Source organism: Vibrio sp. ED002, from assembly GCF_023277445.1.
Taxonomy (GTDB): Bacteria; Pseudomonadota; Gammaproteobacteria; order Enterobacterales; family Vibrionaceae; genus Vibrio; species Vibrio jasicida.
Genome location: NZ_CP080239.1, coordinates 1,365,126 through 1,382,995, shown reverse-complemented (window position 1 = coordinate 1,382,995; position 17,870 = coordinate 1,365,126). Strand labels below are relative to the sequence as shown.

Here is a 17,870-nt window from a genome sequence, read left to right as displayed (position 1 = left end):
TCACTGAAAACAAAAAGAGCGACCTAAGCCGCTCTTGTTCATTTTGATAAATTTACTTATCAGTCGTTTTAGATCTCTTCGTGTTTATGGACTAGGCCGAAGTCAGCTAAAATGGCATATGCGGCAGGGATCATAAATAACACCAGCAGAGTGGATGCGAAAATACCAAACACGATGGAGATAACCAGTGGTTGGATAACCTGTGCTTGCAGGCTGGTTTCAGTCAGTAACGGAAGCAAACCTGCTGCAGTGGTCATTGATGTCAGGAATACTGCTCTAAAGCGTTCCCGACTGGCTTTGACTACCGAGTCGTGCACATTATCTCCTTCATCGACATGATGGCGTATGTACTGAACTAACAGAATCGAGTCATTCACCACAATCCCCGCTAGTGAGACAAAGCCCATCATACTCGGCATACTTAATGAGTGACCGAGTAGGATGTGTCCCCATACCACGCCAATAAAGGCGAGTGGAATCGCAAGCATGACCACGAATGGTTCCAAATAACTGCGGAACTGGTAACTCAAAATCGCAAACACGCCAAACAAACCAAGCAAGAAGCCTTTACCCATTGATGCGCCAGTTTCAGCGGTATCTTTGGCTTCGCCTTCAAAATCAAAGCGAAGACCAGGATACTTTTGCATAAGCTTTGGCGCTTCATCCTGTTGGAACTGACGAATAATGGCGGTTGAGTTGGCTTTCGTATTGTCGATATCGCCGAATACGCTCACAGTGCGCAAGCCATCGATGCGCTGGATTCTTACGTAATTACGTTGGAAATCCAAAGTAGCAATGGTCGCGAGCGGAATTTGACTGCCATCGGACAAGATAATTGGGAAGTTTGCCAATTGCTGTAAGTCACCGGCTTGTGCTTTATCGAGACGAACTTCGATGGAAATGTTTTCTACTCCAACTTGGATTTCGTCTGCAGTTTGGCCAAAGAATGCTGCACGCAATTGATTGGCGATGAGTTGGCCGTTAATCCCGTAAGCTTCTGCGCCCGGACGCAGTTTGACCAAGACTTCTTCTTTACCCATACGCATGTCGTCCAATACGCCATGGACACCGTCAAACTCATTCAGGTATTGCTGAATATCGATAGAGGCTGCTTTGAGCGCATCCAGATCATCATGCTTCGCTCGAATTTCAATCGCTCGTCCACCCGGCCCCATGGTCGGTTGTTTAAATACCAGTGAGATAGGATCGGCAAGTTCACCAATGTCTTCGCGCCATGCATCGATAAATTCATCGATGAGTGTGTTACGACTCTCTGCGCCCAGCAAATCCAGACGCACCGTGGCAATATGAGGGCCAGATTCATTCGCATCGGCATTGGCGTTGAATTGACTGGTGATGTGCAGAACCAATGGATTGCCGTCTTCCACTTCCTCTGTCCATTCTTTATCTAGCTTTTGAGCGGAAGCAACGATCTTATCGACGACAGCTTCAGTTTGAGACAGAGAAGAACCCGGAGGAAGAATAATGCGCGCTTCTGCAATGTCGCCATCCAACTCAGGGAAGGGTTGGAACTTGAGCAAACCACCGACTAACGTGGCTGCGGAGATAAGCAGCAAGGCGACCACGCCACCCATAAAGGCATAGCGATACTCGACCACTTTATCGACTGCGTTGACCAAGGTGGTGTTGCGGAAGTTTTCAAAAGAAGCGAGCAGCTTTTGTTTGAACTTCGGTGTTTTTCGCTCTTGCTTTTGTTTATGCAGTGAATGAGAAAGGTGGTTAGGTAGGATCAAGAAGGCTTCCACCAAACTTAAACTCAGTACGAGGATCAGAACTTGAGGAACCGCTTTAAGTACCGCACCCATTTCACCTTGCAGGAATAACAAGCTACCGAAAATACACACCGTGGTTAGGAAGGAAGAAATCACCCCCGGCAGTACCTTTTTCACCCCTTTAATTACGGCATCATCGATCTCTTCTCCTCGGTCGAGGTGAGCGGCAATCGATTCGGCAATAACGATGGCATCATCCATCATGATACCGATGGCCATGAGTAACCCAACCAAAGACATTATGTTGATGGACAGACTAAGTTGCGCCATCAAAAATAACCCACCTAAGAAGGCAACGGGTAAACCAGCTGCGACCCAAAAGGAATAGCGAAAACTAAAGAACAACCACATGGTGGCAAAGACCAGAATGATACCCTGCCAACCGTTTTTGACCATCATGGTCAGGCGATCCCAAAGTACGGATGAAAGGTCATTGGTCATTTGTAGCATCACACCGTCTGGCGCGATGGCTTGTTGTTCTTCGACAAATTGAGCAACACGTTCCTTGATACGTAGCGCATCGTCTTCTTTGTTTTTACTGACTTTTAGTAGCGCTGACGGGTGACCATCGAAGAGGACTTTCTGTTCGTCCAATTCAAATCGGTCGGTAATCGTCGCAATATCTCTTAGACGGATGATTGATCCATTTGGGCCAGAGCCCACGACGATAGTCTCAAGCTCTTCTGGCGTCACGCGTCTTTCGTCAAAGCGGATCAGAAAGTTCTTATCTGGCGTTTCGACATTACCACTTGGCAACTTGACGTTTTGACGACCAATCTGCTCAGCAATATCACCAACACTCAAGCCAAGTTGTCGAATAGCTTGAGTATCTAACTCTACTCGGTATTGGTGGTCAGAGAAGCCTGCAACTTCAACCAAAGACACATCGTAATCGAGCTTCAATGTGCGCTTAAGTTGTTCTGCATAAGCTTTTAGCTCTGGCCATGTGGTGTCTGCGGTGATCGCAACATCCACAACTGGCTCATTCCAATCCAACTCTTGGACTACGGGAGACTCAATTTCTTGTGGGAAGTCATTAATCGAGTTGATTTGAGTTTGAACGTCGACCAACATGCGGCCGATGTCGGCTTCTTCATTCAGTTTTAAGATAAGACGCGCAGAGCCTTCAATCGCTTCACATTGCGTTTCTTCAATGTTAGCAAGGCCATCAACAGCATCTTCCATGCGGACACAGATACTCTCTTCGACTTCTTGCGGGGAAGCGCCAGGGTAAACCACACCGGCGAGGATGTAGGGCGGATCAAACTCAGGAAAGGTTTCCCGCTTAATCGTGGAAAGCGAAGAAATCCCCAATATCAACAGCGTTAGCATCAACAAGTTGGCTGCTGTTGGGTGCTTGGCGAAGAATCGGATCATGAATCAGACTCCTTAATAGCCGCTTCGGACTGTTCAGGGGACTCTTTCAATAGCATACCGTTAATCGCAGGCAGCAAATCGTTGATGATCAGCTTCTGGCCTTGCTCTAGTTCACCATCGATCACCACTTGGTTATTTCGGCGATATAACACTTCAACTGTCACCACTTGCAGACGATTGTCATCACCCATTAGGTAAATCTTATCGCCATGAAGCGCACGCTCTGGAATAACCCAACTCGGGTTCTCTTGTCCCTCAATCAAGGCACGCACAAACATGCCGTTCACCAGTGGCGGAGCAGAGGTTGGGTTTAATGCACGGTAGTCTTGTTCAATTTCCAGAATCACACCGGCCGTCGCTTGGCTTGGATCAACCGTTTCGCTGATTCGTGCAACTTTCGCAGGCCAGCTTGCAGAGAGGTTACCGCTGCTGAGTTCAATGTTGGCATGAATCGCATTCATATCAGGTTGTGGAATACCAGATTCATCACGAACAAACTCACCGATGCTCGTCGCCAAAGTTTGCATGTCATGAATGGACAGTTGAGCTTCCACTTCCATGACATCAATACCATGCCCTGTCACCATGGTCTGTTGTAGATTAACCACTTGGTTTTGCTCAATCTCGACTTCTGCAATGCGCAAGTTGTAAGGAAGGGTGATAATGGTTTTATCAAGCGAACGTTTTGCTTCATCCACCTTTGATGCATTGACCTTAACTAGGGCTTCTGCGACACGCTTTTCATCCGGCATCAAACCGATTTGGTTTTCTATGTCCAAAACTAACTTACGTTGAGAGAGCGCGCTTTGCTCTTGCTGATCTACATCTGATTGAGACGTTAGGCCTTTCTTACGCAGGTTTTGTTTACGGTCTAACTCTTTGTTGGCGATAACCAGACGGTTGGCTTCTATCTTGAGTGTGCTTTTGAGGTTCGCTTCTTCTTGGTTCAGCTTAGCCAGAGAGGTTTGGGCAGATTTGAGATCGGCTTGAGCTTGAACCAGTTTCAATTCGTAATCGAGTGGGTCGATGCGCAAGATTTCCGTTCCTGCTTGCAGCACTTGTCCTTTTTCCAGTTGCGGATGACGGTAAACAACTTTACCGGTCACTTCGGCTATCGCTTTCCATTCAACTTTCGGAGCGATTTTACCAAAGCCAATTGCGACAGGTGCTATCGCCTTAAGCTCTAGTGGAATTGTCTCGACCAGCCTTGCTCTATCACCTGCGGGTTTAACGGGTAAGTCTGGTTTAAGGCTAATCGCAAGAAAGAGGATAATGACGCCGACAGCAAGAGCAGGAAAGAACAGAAGCTTTTTATTGATTTTCATATTGGTCGCCCGAGTCTAGAAATCCATGTTTCATCAGTTGTATGTTGTGTTCGAATAATCGGTTCAAGAAGGCTTCAGAAAGCTCAATGCCATGAATCGCAAGTAAGGCCGGTGGTGCCATAAATGGGAACACCATGAGACTAATATAAGAAACGCGGCACAGTTGTGGGTCGGCGTCTTTTCGCAGAACGCCACTATCGATGAGCTTATCGAACATAATGCCTTGCATCGGCTTGCTGATGTCAGCAAAGACTTTTTCTAGTAACTTACGTTGAGTCTCTGAGGGGGGCATATGCATGACTTGAGCAATCAAGCGGGGGAATTGCGGTACTTTGATCATCTCACGATAGTAGGTACGCATTAAGTCGAGGAAGTTCTTTTCATTACTGTCAGACAATAAGGCCTGCATTTGCTTTTGCATCGGTGACAGCGTTTCACGCAGCATGGTCTCAAATAACCCTTCTTTGTTGCCAAAGTAGTAGCGAATCATCGCCACATTCACCCCTGCCTTTTGTGCCACCAAACGGGTAGACACTTTGTCGTAGGCCATGATGGTGAAGAGTTCGCGTGCATGGAAAATTAGCTTTTCACGTGCGTCGACTTTATCTGTGGGTCTTCCCGCCTTTCGATGAACTTGCGTCACAATCGTCTCTCAGAATATTAAACATATGATTAATTATAAGGTGCTGATTTCTTATACGACATGTGAAAAATTAATCAGTATTTAATCAAGTGATTAATTTGTGAAGGAGAGACACAAAAAAAGAGCAGTTAGACCTGCTCTTGGATATTTGGTGAAGAGGGTAAGTGATGTTGAGCTGTTTTACCCCCAACTCAACACAGTCCAATTCGGTCTATCGGCTTGTTCTTTTAGGCGAGGGCATGGATTGACCAGATAGGCGTAACCGGCGTATTCACACAGTGGGAAGTCGTTGATCGAATCTGTATAGAAATGAATGTCTGAATAGGTCTCAGGTTGAGTCTCTAGCCACTGTTTTAAGCGTGTAACTTTGCCTTCGCGATAACTCGGGATACCTTCTATTTCAGCGGTGTAGCCGTTGTCTTGTTCGACTAAATCAATCCCGAGCGCGTTAGGGATACCGATACGTCGACCAACCGCTTCAACCAAAAAAGTGACACTGGCAGAGATGATGACCATATCAATCTCATCACGAGACAGTTGTTCAATCAGTGTTTTGGCTTGCGGGAATTGTTTAGCCAGAATATGGTTTTCAACGCACTCTTCCACCAAGGCGTTGACCTGTTGAATCGGCATGTTTTCTAGCGGCTTCATGGAGAACGTTAGGTAATCTTCCATGTCCATTTTGCCTTCTGCGTACAAGCCCATTAGACGCTTATCTTCCTCAATAAAGTTAGGCGCAATGGCGATACCTTTCTCGACCATAAATTCATTCCAAATCATTGCGCAGTCAGCGTTGATTAAGGTTTCATCCAGATCAAAAACATACAAAGGCTTGGACATAGTTGGCTTCTCACAGTTTGGATTGAGGTCGATGTAACGTGTCGGTCAGTATAGAGCGAGGTTTACGAGTGTGGGACGTATGCTAACGACAAACTGTGACGGTTTCGTTGCACTTTTTCTGACCACGACAAAACTTAATGACTAAGTCGTGGGATGAAGCATTTCTGACTTGGTGATAGAAGGCTACAATACAGAGGTACTTTAGAAACCGCGTACTTTAGATATATGGCGTCTTTCGAACCTGATCTCAATATTGTGTACTGAATACAGTCTTGTCTTTGAGTGATAATAGCGCCACTCGCGCAAAGCGAACGTTAAGAAAAATACAAAAAGAATCCCCGATATGAACCAGTATGTAAATGATCCATCCAATTATCAGTTGTTAATTAAAAACTTGCTGTTTTCCCCAGTTGCTTTCAACCCCGAGCAAGAAATCGTCTACGCGAACCACCGTCGTCACAGCTATAAAACGTTTCATGACCGTGTGAGACAGTTTGCAAACGCACTAACCAAAATGGGCGTGAAGAAAGGTGATACGGTAGCGGTAATGGATTATGACTCACACCGTTATCTTGAATGCTACTTTGCCATCCCGATGATTGGTGCAAAGCTACACATGATCAACGTACGCTTGTCTCCAGAGCAGATCCTTTACACCATCGACCATGCAGAAGATGACATTATCTTGATCAACGAAGAATTTCTGCCAATTCTGGATCAGATCAAAGGTCGTATTGATACTGTTACGCGTTACGTGGTTTTGCGCGATAACGATGAATGTGAATACGAGCGCCTTCTGGAGCAAGAAAGTACGGAATACAACTTTCCTGATTTCGATGAGAATACCGTTGCGACCACTTTCTACACGACAGGTACGACGGGCTTCCCTAAAGGTGTGTTCTTTACTCACCGCCAACTGGTTCTGCACACCATGGGCATATTGAGCACCATCGGCACCAATGCGTCACAAGGTCGACTGCATCAAGGTGATATCTACATGCCGATTACGCCAATGTTCCACGTCCACGCATGGGGGCTTCCGTACATGGCGACCATGCTTGGCGTGAAACAAGTCTACCCGGGCAAATATGTACCAGATGTTCTTCTTAACTTGATTGAACAGGAGAAGGTGACGTTCTCGCACTGTGTGCCAACCATCCTGCATCTGTTGTTGAGCTCACCAAAATCCAAGTCGATGGATTTCTCTGGTTGGAAAGTCGTGATTGGTGGTGCCGCGCTACCGAAAGCATTGTGTAAATCAGCCCTTGAGCGCGATATTGATGTGTTTGCGGGTTACGGCATGAGCGAAACAGGACCAATTCTGTCTATTGTTCAACTGACTCCTGAGCAACTCGAACTCGATATCGATCAGCAAGCGGAGTACCGCTCTAAAACGGGTAAGAAAGTCGCGCTGGTAGACGCTTACATTGTTGATGATGAAATGAACAAGCTCCCCCACGACGGCGAAAGTGCGGGTGAGATTGTGGTTCGCGCTCCTTGGTTGACTCCGAGCTATTACAAAGACAACAAGAACTCTAAAGCCTTGTGGCGTGGTGGTTACCTGCACACTGGCGATGTCGCGCATATCGATCATGAAGGCTTTATCAAGATCACCGACCGCGTAAAAGACATGATTAAGATTTCTGGTGAGTGGGTCAGTTCTTTGGAGCTGGAAGACATTCTACACCAGCATCAGGCCGTGTCGGAAGTCGCCGTGATTGGCATGCCTCATAACAAATGGGGCGAGGTGCCGTTGGCATTAGTGACGCTAAAAGATGATGCAGAAGTAACGGAGAAAGAGTTGTTAAGTTTTGCCAAAGACTTCATCAGCAAAGGCATTCTAGCCAGAGAAGCGTTACTACTGAAAGTGAAGCTGGTTGACGATATTGCGAAAACCAGCGTCGGTAAAGTGGATAAGAAAGAGCTGCGTAAACTTCATCTGTAAAGTAGCGAAGCTGTTTGCATCCAACCCATAATATTCGGCCCCGATACATAGCTTGTATCAGGGCCGATTTTTATCTAGTGACGCGAAAGTCTTGGTTGTGTATTAAATCAAACCTTGTTCTTTCGCCATGTGGTTAGCGATGCTCGGCGCTTTCCAGATGCTTGGAAGCAGTATGAAAGACACAGGAACAGCTGTAATCACGATGAAAGACTGCAATGCCGAGATACCGCCAGAGCCCATCGAGATAAGCGCGATCGCCACCACACCCATCATTAAGCCCCAGAATGAGCGGATCACTGCGTTTGGTTCTGTAGAGCCAGTCATTACCACACTGATGGTGTATGTCATTGAGTCACCGGTTGTCACGATGAACGTCGTGGTCAGGATCAAGAACAATACTGAAATCACCATCGGAAATGGTAGCTCAGAAGTAATCGCAAGCAGAACGGCAGGCAAGTTAAAGCCCTCAAATGCCGATGAAATCAAACCTGGGTTTTCTAGCTCGAACGCTAAGCCACTGCCACCAACGATGCTGAACCAGAAACACGTGATCAATGGTGCAGCAATGCTGATAGAAAGGATTAATTGGCGAATTGTACGGCCGCGTGAGATTCGCGCGATGAAAATTGCCATCATCGGACCGTAACCAATGAACCAGCCCCAGAAGAAGACTGTCCACCAACTTAGCCATTCGGTGTCACCACGGTAAAGCGCCATTGGAAAGAAGTTATCTACCATGCGGCCAATGCCTTGCACGTAACCATCGACAATAAAGCTGGTTGGGCCGAAGAACAGGATGTAACCAATTAGAGCCACAGACAATACGATGTTGTAACGGCTCACAAGCTGGATGCCTTTACTTACACCGCTTAGGGCAGACAAGGTGTACATCAAAATCGCAGCGACGATCACTAAGCTTTGAGTAACAAAGGTATCAGGTAAGCCAAATAGCGAGTTCAGGGCGTAACTGATCTGCAAACCTAAGAAGCCAATTGGACCAATAGTACCTGCGGCTACGGCGATAATGCTGCATGCGTCTGCGACGTCGCCAATCCAACCGTTGATCGCTTTGTCACCAAATACTGGGTAAAGCAGGGTACGAGGTTTGAGTGGTAAGCCCTTATCGTAGTGAAGGTGCATCAAAACGACTGAAGAAAGACAACCTAGGATAGCCCAAGCAAGGAAACCCCAGTGCATGAAAGACTGAGAAAGTGCATTGATTGCAGATGCTTTTGGCGACGCTTCGCCATACAGAGGTGGTGCAGAAACAAAGTGGGCGATAGGCTCTGCAGCAGCCCAGAATACACCGCCACCAGCGAGTAGGGTACAAAGTACGATCGACAGCCACTTGAAGGTGTCGATATCAGGTCTCGCTAAACCGCCTAAACGTACGTAACCCGTACGACCTAGTGCAATAGCCAAACCAATAAGGAAATTCAGAAGGAGTAATACTTGCCAGAAGGCACCGAAGTATTGAGTCGCAAACCCAAAGCCTGCGTTGACCATCGCGGTCAGAGATTCTGTATTTGTTAAAGCGAGCAGAACAAAGACAGTAAGGAAGATACCACTTAACCAAAATACAGGGTTAGTGAGTTCAAGGCGCTTGATAAGGGAAGGAGGATGAATCGCAGAATAGTCTGCCTCCTGAATAGGAGCATGAGAGGCGGCATTCGTCATATTTGACATAATTACTTCGCTTTTTAGGGCTCGGAAGCCGTGCATTTCCCTCACACAAATAGGTCGAAAAGTGTGAGGATGATCAAAAAGCCGCTGATACTAGCACGTTGAGCACCTCAATATAACCGTAGATTCGGAATAATTGTCTACGTAAGCGGCAAATTACTGATTTCTAGGTAGAGATTTTTTGCGTGAAGTGCGCCGCATTTCGTATGTAAATGACATTTCCTTTATTCTTGTAAGGACACCGCAGGATTACATTGAGCGAACCTGTTCTAATAAAAATTAAAGGTCTTACCCTATGGCTCATTTTGAACTCAATGGACAGTGGCAACTTACCTCGCCACAGCGTCCAGACATCAATATTCCGATGACTTTGCCTGGCGATAATGTCTCTGCACTTTTGCAAGCAGAGCTTATTCCTAACCCATATGTGGCAGATAATGAATCCAAGGTTCGTTGGATTGAGGAATGCGATTGGCATATTGAACGCGAGTTTGCTGTCGATGGTTCTGTGCTCTCTGCCAAACAAGTGTGGATGACGCTAACCCGTGTAGACACCTTAGCGACCTTTTATATCAATGGTGAGCAAGCACTAACTAGCAGCAATATGTTTGCCCAGCAACGTATTGATATCAAACCTTACTTAAAGCAAGGCACTAACGCGATTCGAGTTGAGTTTGTCCGTGTGGATTTAGAAGGGCTAGAACGTGCAAAGAAACTGCCATTCCCTATTCCTTCGGCGATGGGGAACAACCAGATCCCGCACATGAACTTGATTCGTAAAACCCAATGTCATTCAGGTTGGGACTGGGGCATTTGCTTGATGGTCTCTGGTATTTATGACCCGATTCTAATTGATGTCGTCGAGGATGTGTGGCTAAAAGGATTCGCGACAGAGCAACAATGGAAAGCTGACGGCAGTGTGCAGATCGATGTCTTAGTCGAAGTTGAAGCGGATACCCAACATCATGAAATTGTTGTTGAATTTGATGGTGAGTGCCAATCGATTCAAACCGAAGGAAGTGGTCACTATCACTGTCAGTTCCATATTTCCAATCCAATACGCTGGTGGCCTGCGGGTTATGGCAAAGCGCATCTTTATCCGATAACGGTCGCTTGTGGTGAGCAATCACTGTCACGCATGATTGGTTTGCGAGAGCTGAGTCTAAACAACCAAGCTGATGAGCATGGCTCGGCGATGGAGTTTGTCGTTAACGGCGTGCCAATCAACGCGAAGGGTGCAAACTGGATTCCTGTGGATGCCATGCCAGGGCGTGAGTGTGAAAGCCGCTATCGTGCACTATTGCAAAGCGCGGTCGATGCCAATATGAACATGATTCGTGTCTGGGGTGGAGGCCAATATGAGAGCGAAACTTTCTACAACCTGTGTGATGAATTAGGCCTGTTGGTTTGGCAGGACATGATGTTCGCTTGCTCGCTGTATCCATCCGATGACGATTTCTTGAAAGATGTGGAACAAGAGTTGCGATTCCAAATCCCACGTTTGAAAGAGCACCCTTCGATTGCACTTTGGTGTGGCGATAATGAAGTGATTGGTGCGATTGGCTGGTATGACGAATCCAAGCACAACAAAGTCAAATACACGGTGAATTATGATCGTTTGAATCGAATGGTAGAGCAGGTGATTGGTCAGCAAGATGATTCACGCCGTTTTTGGCCAAGCTCTCCTTGCAACGGCGAGCTGGATTTTGGCGATGCGTGGCACGATGACAGTAAAGGCGACATGCACTTCTGGGACGTTTGGCACTCAGGCAAATCGTTTAATGCTTATCTAAACATTAATCCGCGTTTTTGTTCCGAGTTTGGCTTCCAATCTTGGCCGTCTTTTGCAGAGGCAAAGAAGTTTGTGCCAGAGCAAGACTGGAACGTCACCTCACCAACGTTTGAGCAGCACCAAAAGAACCCTCGTGGTAACAGTATCATCATAGAGATGTTTACTCGTTACTTCCGCTTCCCATCAGGCTTCGAGGAGATGTTGTACTTAAGCCAAGTTCAGCAAGCGATGGCAATCAAAACTGCTTGTGACCATTGGCGCGCCATCTCTCCAATATGTCGTGGTATGTTGTATTGGCAGCTTAATGACAACTGGCCAGTGAGTTCTTGGTCTAGTTTGGAGTACAGTGGCCGTTGGAAGCAATTGCATTACCATGCGAAACGCTTCTTTGCGCCCCAGTATTTGGTGTTCTCAGAGCACACCGGTAAGCTGAGCCTCCATTTGCTAAACGATGCCAAAGAACCCGTTGATGTGAGTGCGCAATTACATTGGGTGAACTGGCAAGGTGAAGTGAAGCAAACTTGGTCGCTAGAGCACACCGTTTCCAGTGACAGCAACATGGTTGTCTGGCAGTTGGATGGGCAGTTTGATTCGTCTGAATTGAAGTCAGGCTTCTTCTACGTAGAGGGACAAGCAGGCGAAGAGCGAATCACGAACACATGGTTTAGCACTCATGAACTGAAAACCCTGCCGATGCAGAAGGCGAACATCAAAGTGACGATAGAAGCCAACCAAATCACTCTGGTGGCAGATAAGCCAGCATTCTTTGTGCATCTAGAAGCGGACACGGATGGTCGATTCTCCGAATCCAGTTTGACGTTACTTGCTGAACAACCTGTAACCGTGACGTTTTTTGGTAAGGATGTGGCGGCGATGGCAGAGTCACTTCGTGTTTACCATTTAATGCAATAAGAAAGCTTAAGCGAGTCGAAGCACAATACATTCAGCAAAAGGGAGCTTACGGGCTCCCTTTATTGTTTCTTGGGTTCGCTAAAACAAATGACGCTTAGCCCAAGTTATGGCCTGCATTCTATTTTTGACTTCCAGTTTTCGAAAAATGCTATATAGATGAGATTTCACCGTGTGCTCGCTCACAAACAAAGAGTCTGCGATATCCAGGTTCGAGCCTCCTTGACATAGTGCGGTCAATACCTGCATTTCTCGCCGCGTGAGCTCAATATCGAGCTTACTGTCTAACTCAGTAACGGTGTGATTTAAGTTCATCAAGTAGCCAATCAATCGATTAAGAATATCTCGAGATAACCAGTTCTCCCCATTTAAGATTCCTTTAAGACCTTTGATTACTTTGTCGAAATCGTCTTCAAAATAAAATAAACCTTTTAGGTTAGACCAGCTGAGTAAACTCTCTACACCTAAGTTTGGTTCGGCATTGACTAATATCGTAGCGTCGACGTGGTGAAGTTCACTCAATGTGACTTTAACATCACAGAGGTCGGGTAGAGAGCTGTCAACGATCGCGACATAGTGTTCGTCATAGTGAACGGGTAGTTCCACATCCGCCCCTTTGGCTAATAAAACGGGTTGCCCTAAGCGCTGCTCGATTGCAGTTTGTAATCCTCTGCCTTGAATATTGTTGAAGGTGAACAATAAAATAGTGTTGTTGGTTGGATTGTCGTACATCATTAGTTTGCCTCCTGTCGAGACTGCATAAATTCATTTCCTACTTGGTGAAAGCGGTAGAGCACCAGATCGAGTAATCCGTCAAAGCAATGTTTCACCATGGGGTTTTCAAATATCCTGGCAGCAGGCGCTTTAAAAAAGGTGACTCGCCGATGGTGGTAGAAATCCCGTATAAAAATGTCGAACAAAAGTTGTTTAATCACGGGCTCATGAACAGGAAAGTGGATGATCGCGTTGCCCATTACTTGAATAATGTCAGAGACCAAAAACTTCAAAATTGAGCGGCCTAAATGCCATAGGCTAAGAATCCTGAATTCAGATCTCAGCTCCTGATAAATCATGTGTCCGACTAACATACCTTTACAGTAATAAAGCCGAGCTTTACTTGGGGATTGGTCGAATTGGTTAAGTGTATCTTCCACGCCTCCTGGCGTTATCAGTTGCTTATGTACAGCGTTGATTTGCTCGAATTCAGACACACTGATTTGGTTGAGGGAGCAACTTTTTACATCGGTAACTTGGTATTCGTACACAATGTCTTTAAAGCTCAAATAAATACTTTTACTTTGAGAAGCTTTGACTCTTTTATACTCGCTGGAGGTGTATTGATATTGTTCTCCGATGAAGTGTGAAAAGGCCAGTCGCTTTAATAGACTCGGTGTAACTTTACCGCTTTCCCACTGGCTTAATGTTGGTTGATTTAAGCTTTCGAAAGCGCTGTAACTCCTTGCTAACTCATCGGCTAACTGGCCTTGAGTCAAACCCCTTTCCTTTCGAATTGCAGCAACAGCATGCGAAAATTCTAACTTGCTAACCATATATCTACGTCCTGAACTCATTATATTTTTTGATTGCTTGAAGCAGCCCGAGATGGGCCAAATTTCTATGTTCTAGATTTTTTAGTGAGGTACATCATTTGGTCAGCATGCTGGATAAGCGCGTCACTGTTACTCCCTTCATGAGGGAAGCGCGCCATTCCGATACTCAAACCGATGTGAACGTTTTGAAAATGGATGAAAATAGGTGCACTACATGCGTGTTGTAGTAAAGACTGAAATTGTTCTAAATCCTTTGTACTTTCTAGGTTGGGAAGACAAAGGATGAATTCATCACCACCAATTCGTGTAGCAAATTGATCGTTACCCAGCAGTTGTAAGATCCGTTGGGCGGTGACTTTCAAAACCTTGTCGCCGGCATCATGGCCGAACTTATCATTCACGGCTTTAAAGCTATCTAAGTCGATGTACAACAGAGTAAACGGTTGAGCGCGTTGTATCTGATGTTCAATTAACTGATGGCCTTTAAAGCGGGAATAACACCCTGTCAGCTCGTCTATCTCGAGCAGTCTTTCTAGTTTTTCGACCTGTTCGTACTGCATTTGCCAAGCGTTTTGCCAATAACGCTCTATAGAAAGCAATCCTTTGTAAATAAAAAGGTTGAACAGGTACAGAAACGTACTCCGAATGGAGAACTCACTTAAACCCTGTAGTTTAAACGGGTCACTACCTGCAACTATCAAATCTATGTTAAAGCAAGCAGCCATTGATAGTGCGTATGCAATTAGCGACCAAAATACGCCAAATTCAATTAAGGCTAAAAGGAGATTGACCGTCACTAACGACGAAAAGAGAAAATGCCCGCCTAAAAAATAATATAGGTAAAAAGTGAGTGTGAATGCGAGGATAAGAGCAATAACCACCGCTTTGTTTTTTTGTTCGAGAACGAAAAAGCGCCCAGCCCAAAGATAAGTTAGGCAGGCGACAGCGGCGAACAGGTAAGGAAGGTATACAACAAATTCTACCCCTCTAATTGCACAAGCGAATAGGGTAATCAGAATGCCCAAACTCGTAGAGCGCATGTAATAGCGCGTAAAAATTTTGGTGAACTGTGTTCTGTCCATAGTTATGTCTCAAAGGAACAGCAAATAATGGGCAGACTAGGAGAGGATTCTGTATGGATTGAGTGTGGATGGATGACTTGTAAAGACGAAACGACTTACCCCGCATGAGTCTGTAAATGCCAGGCGCATGTGCTTTTTTGGGCGTTTTTCTCGTCTGCAAGCGACACTGCATTTCATAAAGTTGCTCGATACCTACTGCCGTTTTTATAAACTATTCTATGAGGCAGGGTTGCATAAAACTATACGGTTTTCGGGAAAATGCCCCGATCTCAATATGTCCGCATAAAAAGTGGGTAAACGGCAAATTTAGTGAGGTAAAACTAGTACTTACATCCTACTAGTGAATTTAAATTCAGTCTAAAGTATGAGGTGTCTACTTGAGTTTTTGATGGATACGGTAACCCATCGCGTAACCAAGATAAAATAGCGCAGCGAGTGTGAAAAAAGCGGATATATAGGCAACAAGATGATTCAGCCCCAATCCGAAGGATAGAGTGAATGCGATACCATTTACGGCTTCTACTGGGATCTTGTACCACGCGGAATGCACAGTTGATCCAAATAGAATTAATGTACCAATTAAAAAAAGTGTGCCGACTGTTAAGCCAACCCATCTGCTGCTGTTCATGCGTCTTCTCAAGGGTTACGACGTTCGTAACAAAATATTACAAGACAAGCATTATACAACTGAGTGAGGGGCAAGGTGGTAGCAATATTTGCACGATTAAATCAAGAGGCCACCGAAGTGACCCCTTTTTAACCGGTTAGCATCTTAATTAGCCAATCCACCGGATGAAGTAAGGGATGATCAGCGCGTTCGCCAAATCGATAAAGAAAGCACACACCAAAGGCACAATAATAAAGGCTTGGTGAGAGTTACCGTATTTTTGTGCAACGGCCGACATGTTCGCCATTGCGGTTGGGGTAGAACCCAAAGAAATCCCCCCAAAACCAGAGCAAACAACCGCAGCGTCGTAGTTCTTTCCCATTAGAGGAAAAACGACGAATATGGCGATGCAAATAGCCACAAAGAACTGCGCGCCAAGAATGATAAAAATAGGTCCTGCTAAATCGACCAAAGCCCATAGCTGCATGCTCATCAGTGACATGGCTAAAAACGCGCCCAACGCCATATCCGCAATCAACGCAACCGCTGGTTTTCTTGCTGGCCAACGAGTACCTGTAAGGCGAGGGTAAGAGGCGGGAATAAGGTTAGAAATCAAGATACCGGCAAACAAACAGGTCACAAACAACGGCAATTCCAGTCCTAAGCTGCTTACGCCTTCGTTTAAAATCGCGCCCAAGATGATACAAACATGGATCGCTAACATCGCATCTAAGAAGTCATAAGCATTGATAGACGGTTGCGGTTCATCCTGCGCCGTACCCACGTCCATTTCTTCCACTTTAGCTGGCTTTAGGTTGTGTTTGTTGATCAGGTATTTTGCAATCGGCCCGCCCATCAAGCTTGCTAAGATCAAGCCAAACGTTGCACTTGCGATGCCGATTTCCATTGCGGTATCAAGATCGAATATTTCAGCGATGCGAGGTGACCACGCAATCGCGGTTCCATGTCCGCCGATCAGAGATACCGTGCCGCTCAACAAGCCAACCGCCTCTGGCTGATCTAACATGGTCGCGATTCCAATGCCGGTTAGGTTTTGAATCAACATATAACCGATGGTGACCGAAAGCAGGATCAATAATGGCTTACCGCCTTTGAACAGATCTTGCAGACTGGCGTTGATGCCGATAGTGGTAAAGAAATACACCAACAACAAGTCTCGGGTAGCAAGATCAAATTGGACATCGATTTGAGTGACGTAATGGATAACGGCGAACAACACTGATACTAAGATGCCGCCGGAAACGGGTTCAGGAATACTGAATTCCTTTAAGAAACTGCTGGCTTGGGTTAGGCGCCTGCCTAAAAACAACACGATGATCCCGAGGGTCACCGCGAGAAAAGATTCGACCTGTAATACACCGTCGACAAAGTTCATAACCACTCCTGCTTTGGTAAAACATGATGAGAGAATTAATCGGTACGTTTATCTCTAAACATACTGACATGTTTGTATGACATCCAATTGCATACCAACGAATTTGAACCAAGTCGGATTGTGTTAAGAATCGTATTTTCGTAACCGATAGAAAAGAGGAGTAATACAAGGTCACATGTACCTATGCATGACTCCTCTTGCTTCGATTAAGAACTCGTTAGTGAAATAGCCAGTAGCTTTCTGGATTGTCTGGACATTGATAAGGACCACATTCGGCAAAAGTCCCAATAACATTGAGTGCCACAACAGAAATCGCCAGCAAACATGTGATGCGACCTAGGTTGCTCATTTCGTATGGTTCTGGAGACTCCTCTTTACTGGTGAGCATCAGAATAACGGCGACCGCGAAAATGGTGGCAACAAACAACACAAACGCCCAAGTGTAATAGTGCATCCCGAAGATAGGGCTACCGTATCCAGGCGTACCGGGAATCACGTGTAAAGAGACTTGTCTCAGTGACGTAGCGACGCCATAGAGTGCGCCGATAAGGACCACACCATAATGTCGCGACTGCGGCCCATACACCACGTTCAACAAGAAACCGAACATGATCATGATGAAGCCAATGCGCTGCAATAAACACAAAGGGCAAGGCAACTCGTTCAGTACAAATTGCAGAACAAAGCCAATCAGTAGAACGGCTGTCATGCCCAGTAAACCAAGGGTATTGAGCAAAGCCAGATAGTTTCGATTCATGTGCAATCCCCCTTACAACAAGATGGATAGAGGGTCGGTGGCGTGATGATTGAACCAATACAATCCAATGATCACCGAGGAAGCAAAGAAGGCATAGCCCACCGCTTTCTTACCTAAAAATGCACTGAGCATCGCAATTAATAACAGCAAAAAGATTAATGTCATCATGAG

At 45.8% G+C, this 17,870-nt stretch carries 14 protein-coding genes; 2 read left to right on the top strand and 12 right to left on the bottom strand.

What is annotated here, in order from left to right; genetic code table 11:
* Window positions 1-68: 68 nt before the first annotated feature.
* The 4 genes from ITG12_RS22805 to ITG12_RS22790 all read right to left on the bottom strand — a co-directional run bounded on the left by ITG12_RS22805 (window position 69) and on the right by ITG12_RS22790 (window position 5,978).
* Window positions 69-3,170: an efflux RND transporter permease subunit gene (locus tag ITG12_RS22805; RefSeq protein ID WP_248874130.1), complete on the bottom strand. Its 3,102-nt coding sequence runs from the start codon at window positions 3,168-3,170 to the stop codon at window positions 69-71.
* Window positions 3,167-4,495 carry an acriflavin resistance protein gene (locus ITG12_RS22800; protein ID WP_038876625.1) on the bottom strand — a complete coding sequence of 443 codons (1,329 nt, stop codon included), beginning with the start codon at window positions 4,493-4,495 and terminating at the stop codon, window positions 3,167-3,169. The genes ITG12_RS22805 and ITG12_RS22800 overlap by 4 nt, the downstream gene beginning before the upstream one ends.
* A complete protein-coding gene (locus ITG12_RS22795; protein ID WP_038876627.1) occupies window positions 4,482-5,138 on the bottom strand; it encodes a TetR/AcrR family transcriptional regulator in 657 nt (218 codons plus the stop codon). The genes ITG12_RS22800 and ITG12_RS22795 overlap by 14 nt, the downstream gene beginning before the upstream one ends.
* 180 nt (window positions 5,139-5,318) lie before the next feature.
* Window positions 5,319-5,978, bottom strand: a complete 660-nt coding sequence (locus ITG12_RS22790) for an HAD family hydrolase (protein WP_038876630.1) — start codon at window positions 5,976-5,978, stop codon at window positions 5,319-5,321.
* A gap of 343 nt (window positions 5,979-6,321) precedes the next feature.
* On the opposite strand from ITG12_RS22790, the gene ITG12_RS22785 reads away from it, so the two are divergent.
* Window positions 6,322-7,923 carry a long-chain fatty acid--CoA ligase gene (locus ITG12_RS22785; RefSeq protein ID WP_248874127.1) on the top strand — a complete coding sequence of 534 codons (1,602 nt, stop codon included), beginning with the start codon at window positions 6,322-6,324 and terminating at the stop codon, window positions 7,921-7,923.
* A gap of 102 nt (window positions 7,924-8,025) precedes the next feature.
* Here the strand turns inward: ITG12_RS22785 and ITG12_RS22780 are convergent, their stop codons facing one another.
* Window positions 8,026-9,609: a BCCT family transporter gene (locus tag ITG12_RS22780; protein ID WP_248874125.1), complete on the bottom strand. Its 1,584-nt coding sequence runs from the start codon at window positions 9,607-9,609 to the stop codon at window positions 8,026-8,028.
* Window positions 9,610-9,901: 292 nt separating this feature from the next.
* Here ITG12_RS22780 and ITG12_RS22775 point away from each other — a divergent pair, with 292 nt between their 5' ends.
* Complete coding sequence (locus ITG12_RS22775; protein ID WP_248874123.1) at window positions 9,902-12,310, top strand: glycoside hydrolase family 2 protein; 2,409 nt, start codon at window positions 9,902-9,904, stop codon at window positions 12,308-12,310.
* Window positions 12,311-12,388: 78 nt separating this feature from the next.
* Here the strand turns inward: ITG12_RS22775 and ITG12_RS22770 are convergent, their stop codons facing one another.
* The 7 genes from ITG12_RS22770 to ITG12_RS22740 form a co-directional block, all read right to left on the bottom strand.
* Window positions 12,389-13,042, bottom strand: coding sequence for a LuxR C-terminal-related transcriptional regulator (locus tag ITG12_RS22770; RefSeq protein WP_038865010.1), 654 nt, complete (start codon window positions 13,040-13,042; stop codon window positions 12,389-12,391).
* Window positions 13,042-13,857 carry a helix-turn-helix transcriptional regulator gene (locus tag ITG12_RS22765; RefSeq protein ID WP_038865011.1) on the bottom strand — a complete coding sequence of 272 codons (816 nt, stop codon included), beginning with the start codon at window positions 13,855-13,857 and terminating at the stop codon, window positions 13,042-13,044. The genes ITG12_RS22770 and ITG12_RS22765 overlap by 1 nt, the downstream gene beginning before the upstream one ends.
* Window positions 13,858-13,922: 65 nt before the next feature.
* Window positions 13,923-14,939 (bottom strand): GGDEF domain-containing protein, encoded by a 1,017-nt coding sequence (locus ITG12_RS22760; protein ID WP_038876635.1) that lies wholly within the window; start codon window positions 14,937-14,939, stop codon window positions 13,923-13,925.
* A 373-nt stretch (window positions 14,940-15,312) separates the two neighbouring features.
* On the bottom strand, window positions 15,313-15,567 hold the full coding sequence (locus ITG12_RS22755; protein ID WP_038865015.1) for a hypothetical protein: 255 nt from the start codon (window positions 15,565-15,567) through the stop codon (window positions 15,313-15,315).
* Between the two features lie 148 nt (window positions 15,568-15,715).
* Window positions 15,716-16,942, bottom strand: a complete 1,227-nt coding sequence (gltS, locus tag ITG12_RS22750) for a sodium/glutamate symporter (protein WP_038876636.1) — start codon at window positions 16,940-16,942, stop codon at window positions 15,716-15,718.
* 217 nt (window positions 16,943-17,159) lie between these two features.
* The gene (locus tag ITG12_RS22745) at window positions 17,160-17,699 is read right to left on the bottom strand and encodes a disulfide bond formation protein B (protein WP_038876637.1); all 540 of its coding nucleotides are present in this window, start codon (window positions 17,697-17,699) and stop codon (window positions 17,160-17,162) included.
* Between the two features lie 12 nt (window positions 17,700-17,711).
* Window positions 17,712-17,867, bottom strand: coding sequence for a DUF5993 family protein (locus ITG12_RS22740; protein WP_005429588.1), 156 nt, complete (start codon window positions 17,865-17,867; stop codon window positions 17,712-17,714).
* Window positions 17,868-17,870 lie beyond the last annotated feature (3 nt).

Coding starts and splice junctions, on each gene's coding strand:
- ITG12_RS22775 (WP_248874123.1), top strand. CDS start 9,902: ATGGCTCATTTTGAACTCAATGGACAGTGGCAACTTACCTCGCCACAG.
- ITG12_RS22745 (WP_038876637.1), bottom strand. CDS start 17,699: ATGAATCGAAACTATCTGGCTTTGCTCAATACCCTTGGTTTACTGGGC.
- ITG12_RS22790 (WP_038876630.1), bottom strand. CDS start 5,978: ATGTCCAAGCCTTTGTATGTTTTTGATCTGGATGAAACCTTAATCAAC.
- ITG12_RS22770 (WP_038865010.1), bottom strand. CDS start 13,042: ATGATGTACGACAATCCAACCAACAACACTATTTTATTGTTCACCTTC.
- ITG12_RS22780 (WP_248874125.1), bottom strand. CDS start 9,609: ATGTCAAATATGACGAATGCCGCCTCTCATGCTCCTATTCAGGAGGCA.
- ITG12_RS22805 (WP_248874130.1), bottom strand. CDS start 3,170: ATGATCCGATTCTTCGCCAAGCACCCAACAGCAGCCAACTTGTTGATG.
- ITG12_RS22760 (WP_038876635.1), bottom strand. CDS start 14,939: ATGGACAGAACACAGTTCACCAAAATTTTTACGCGCTATTACATGCGC.
- ITG12_RS22800 (WP_038876625.1), bottom strand. CDS start 4,495: ATGAAAATCAATAAAAAGCTTCTGTTCTTTCCTGCTCTTGCTGTCGGC.
- ITG12_RS22785 (WP_248874127.1), top strand. CDS start 6,322: ATGAACCAGTATGTAAATGATCCATCCAATTATCAGTTGTTAATTAAA.
- ITG12_RS22765 (WP_038865011.1), bottom strand. CDS start 13,857: ATGGTTAGCAAGTTAGAATTTTCGCATGCTGTTGCTGCAATTCGAAAG.
- ITG12_RS22755 (WP_038865015.1), bottom strand. CDS start 15,567: ATGAACAGCAGCAGATGGGTTGGCTTAACAGTCGGCACACTTTTTTTA.
- gltS (WP_038876636.1), bottom strand. CDS start 16,942: ATGAACTTTGTCGACGGTGTATTACAGGTCGAATCTTTTCTCGCGGTG.
- ITG12_RS22740 (WP_005429588.1), bottom strand. CDS start 17,867: ATGATGACATTAATCTTTTTGCTGTTATTAATTGCGATGCTCAGTGCA.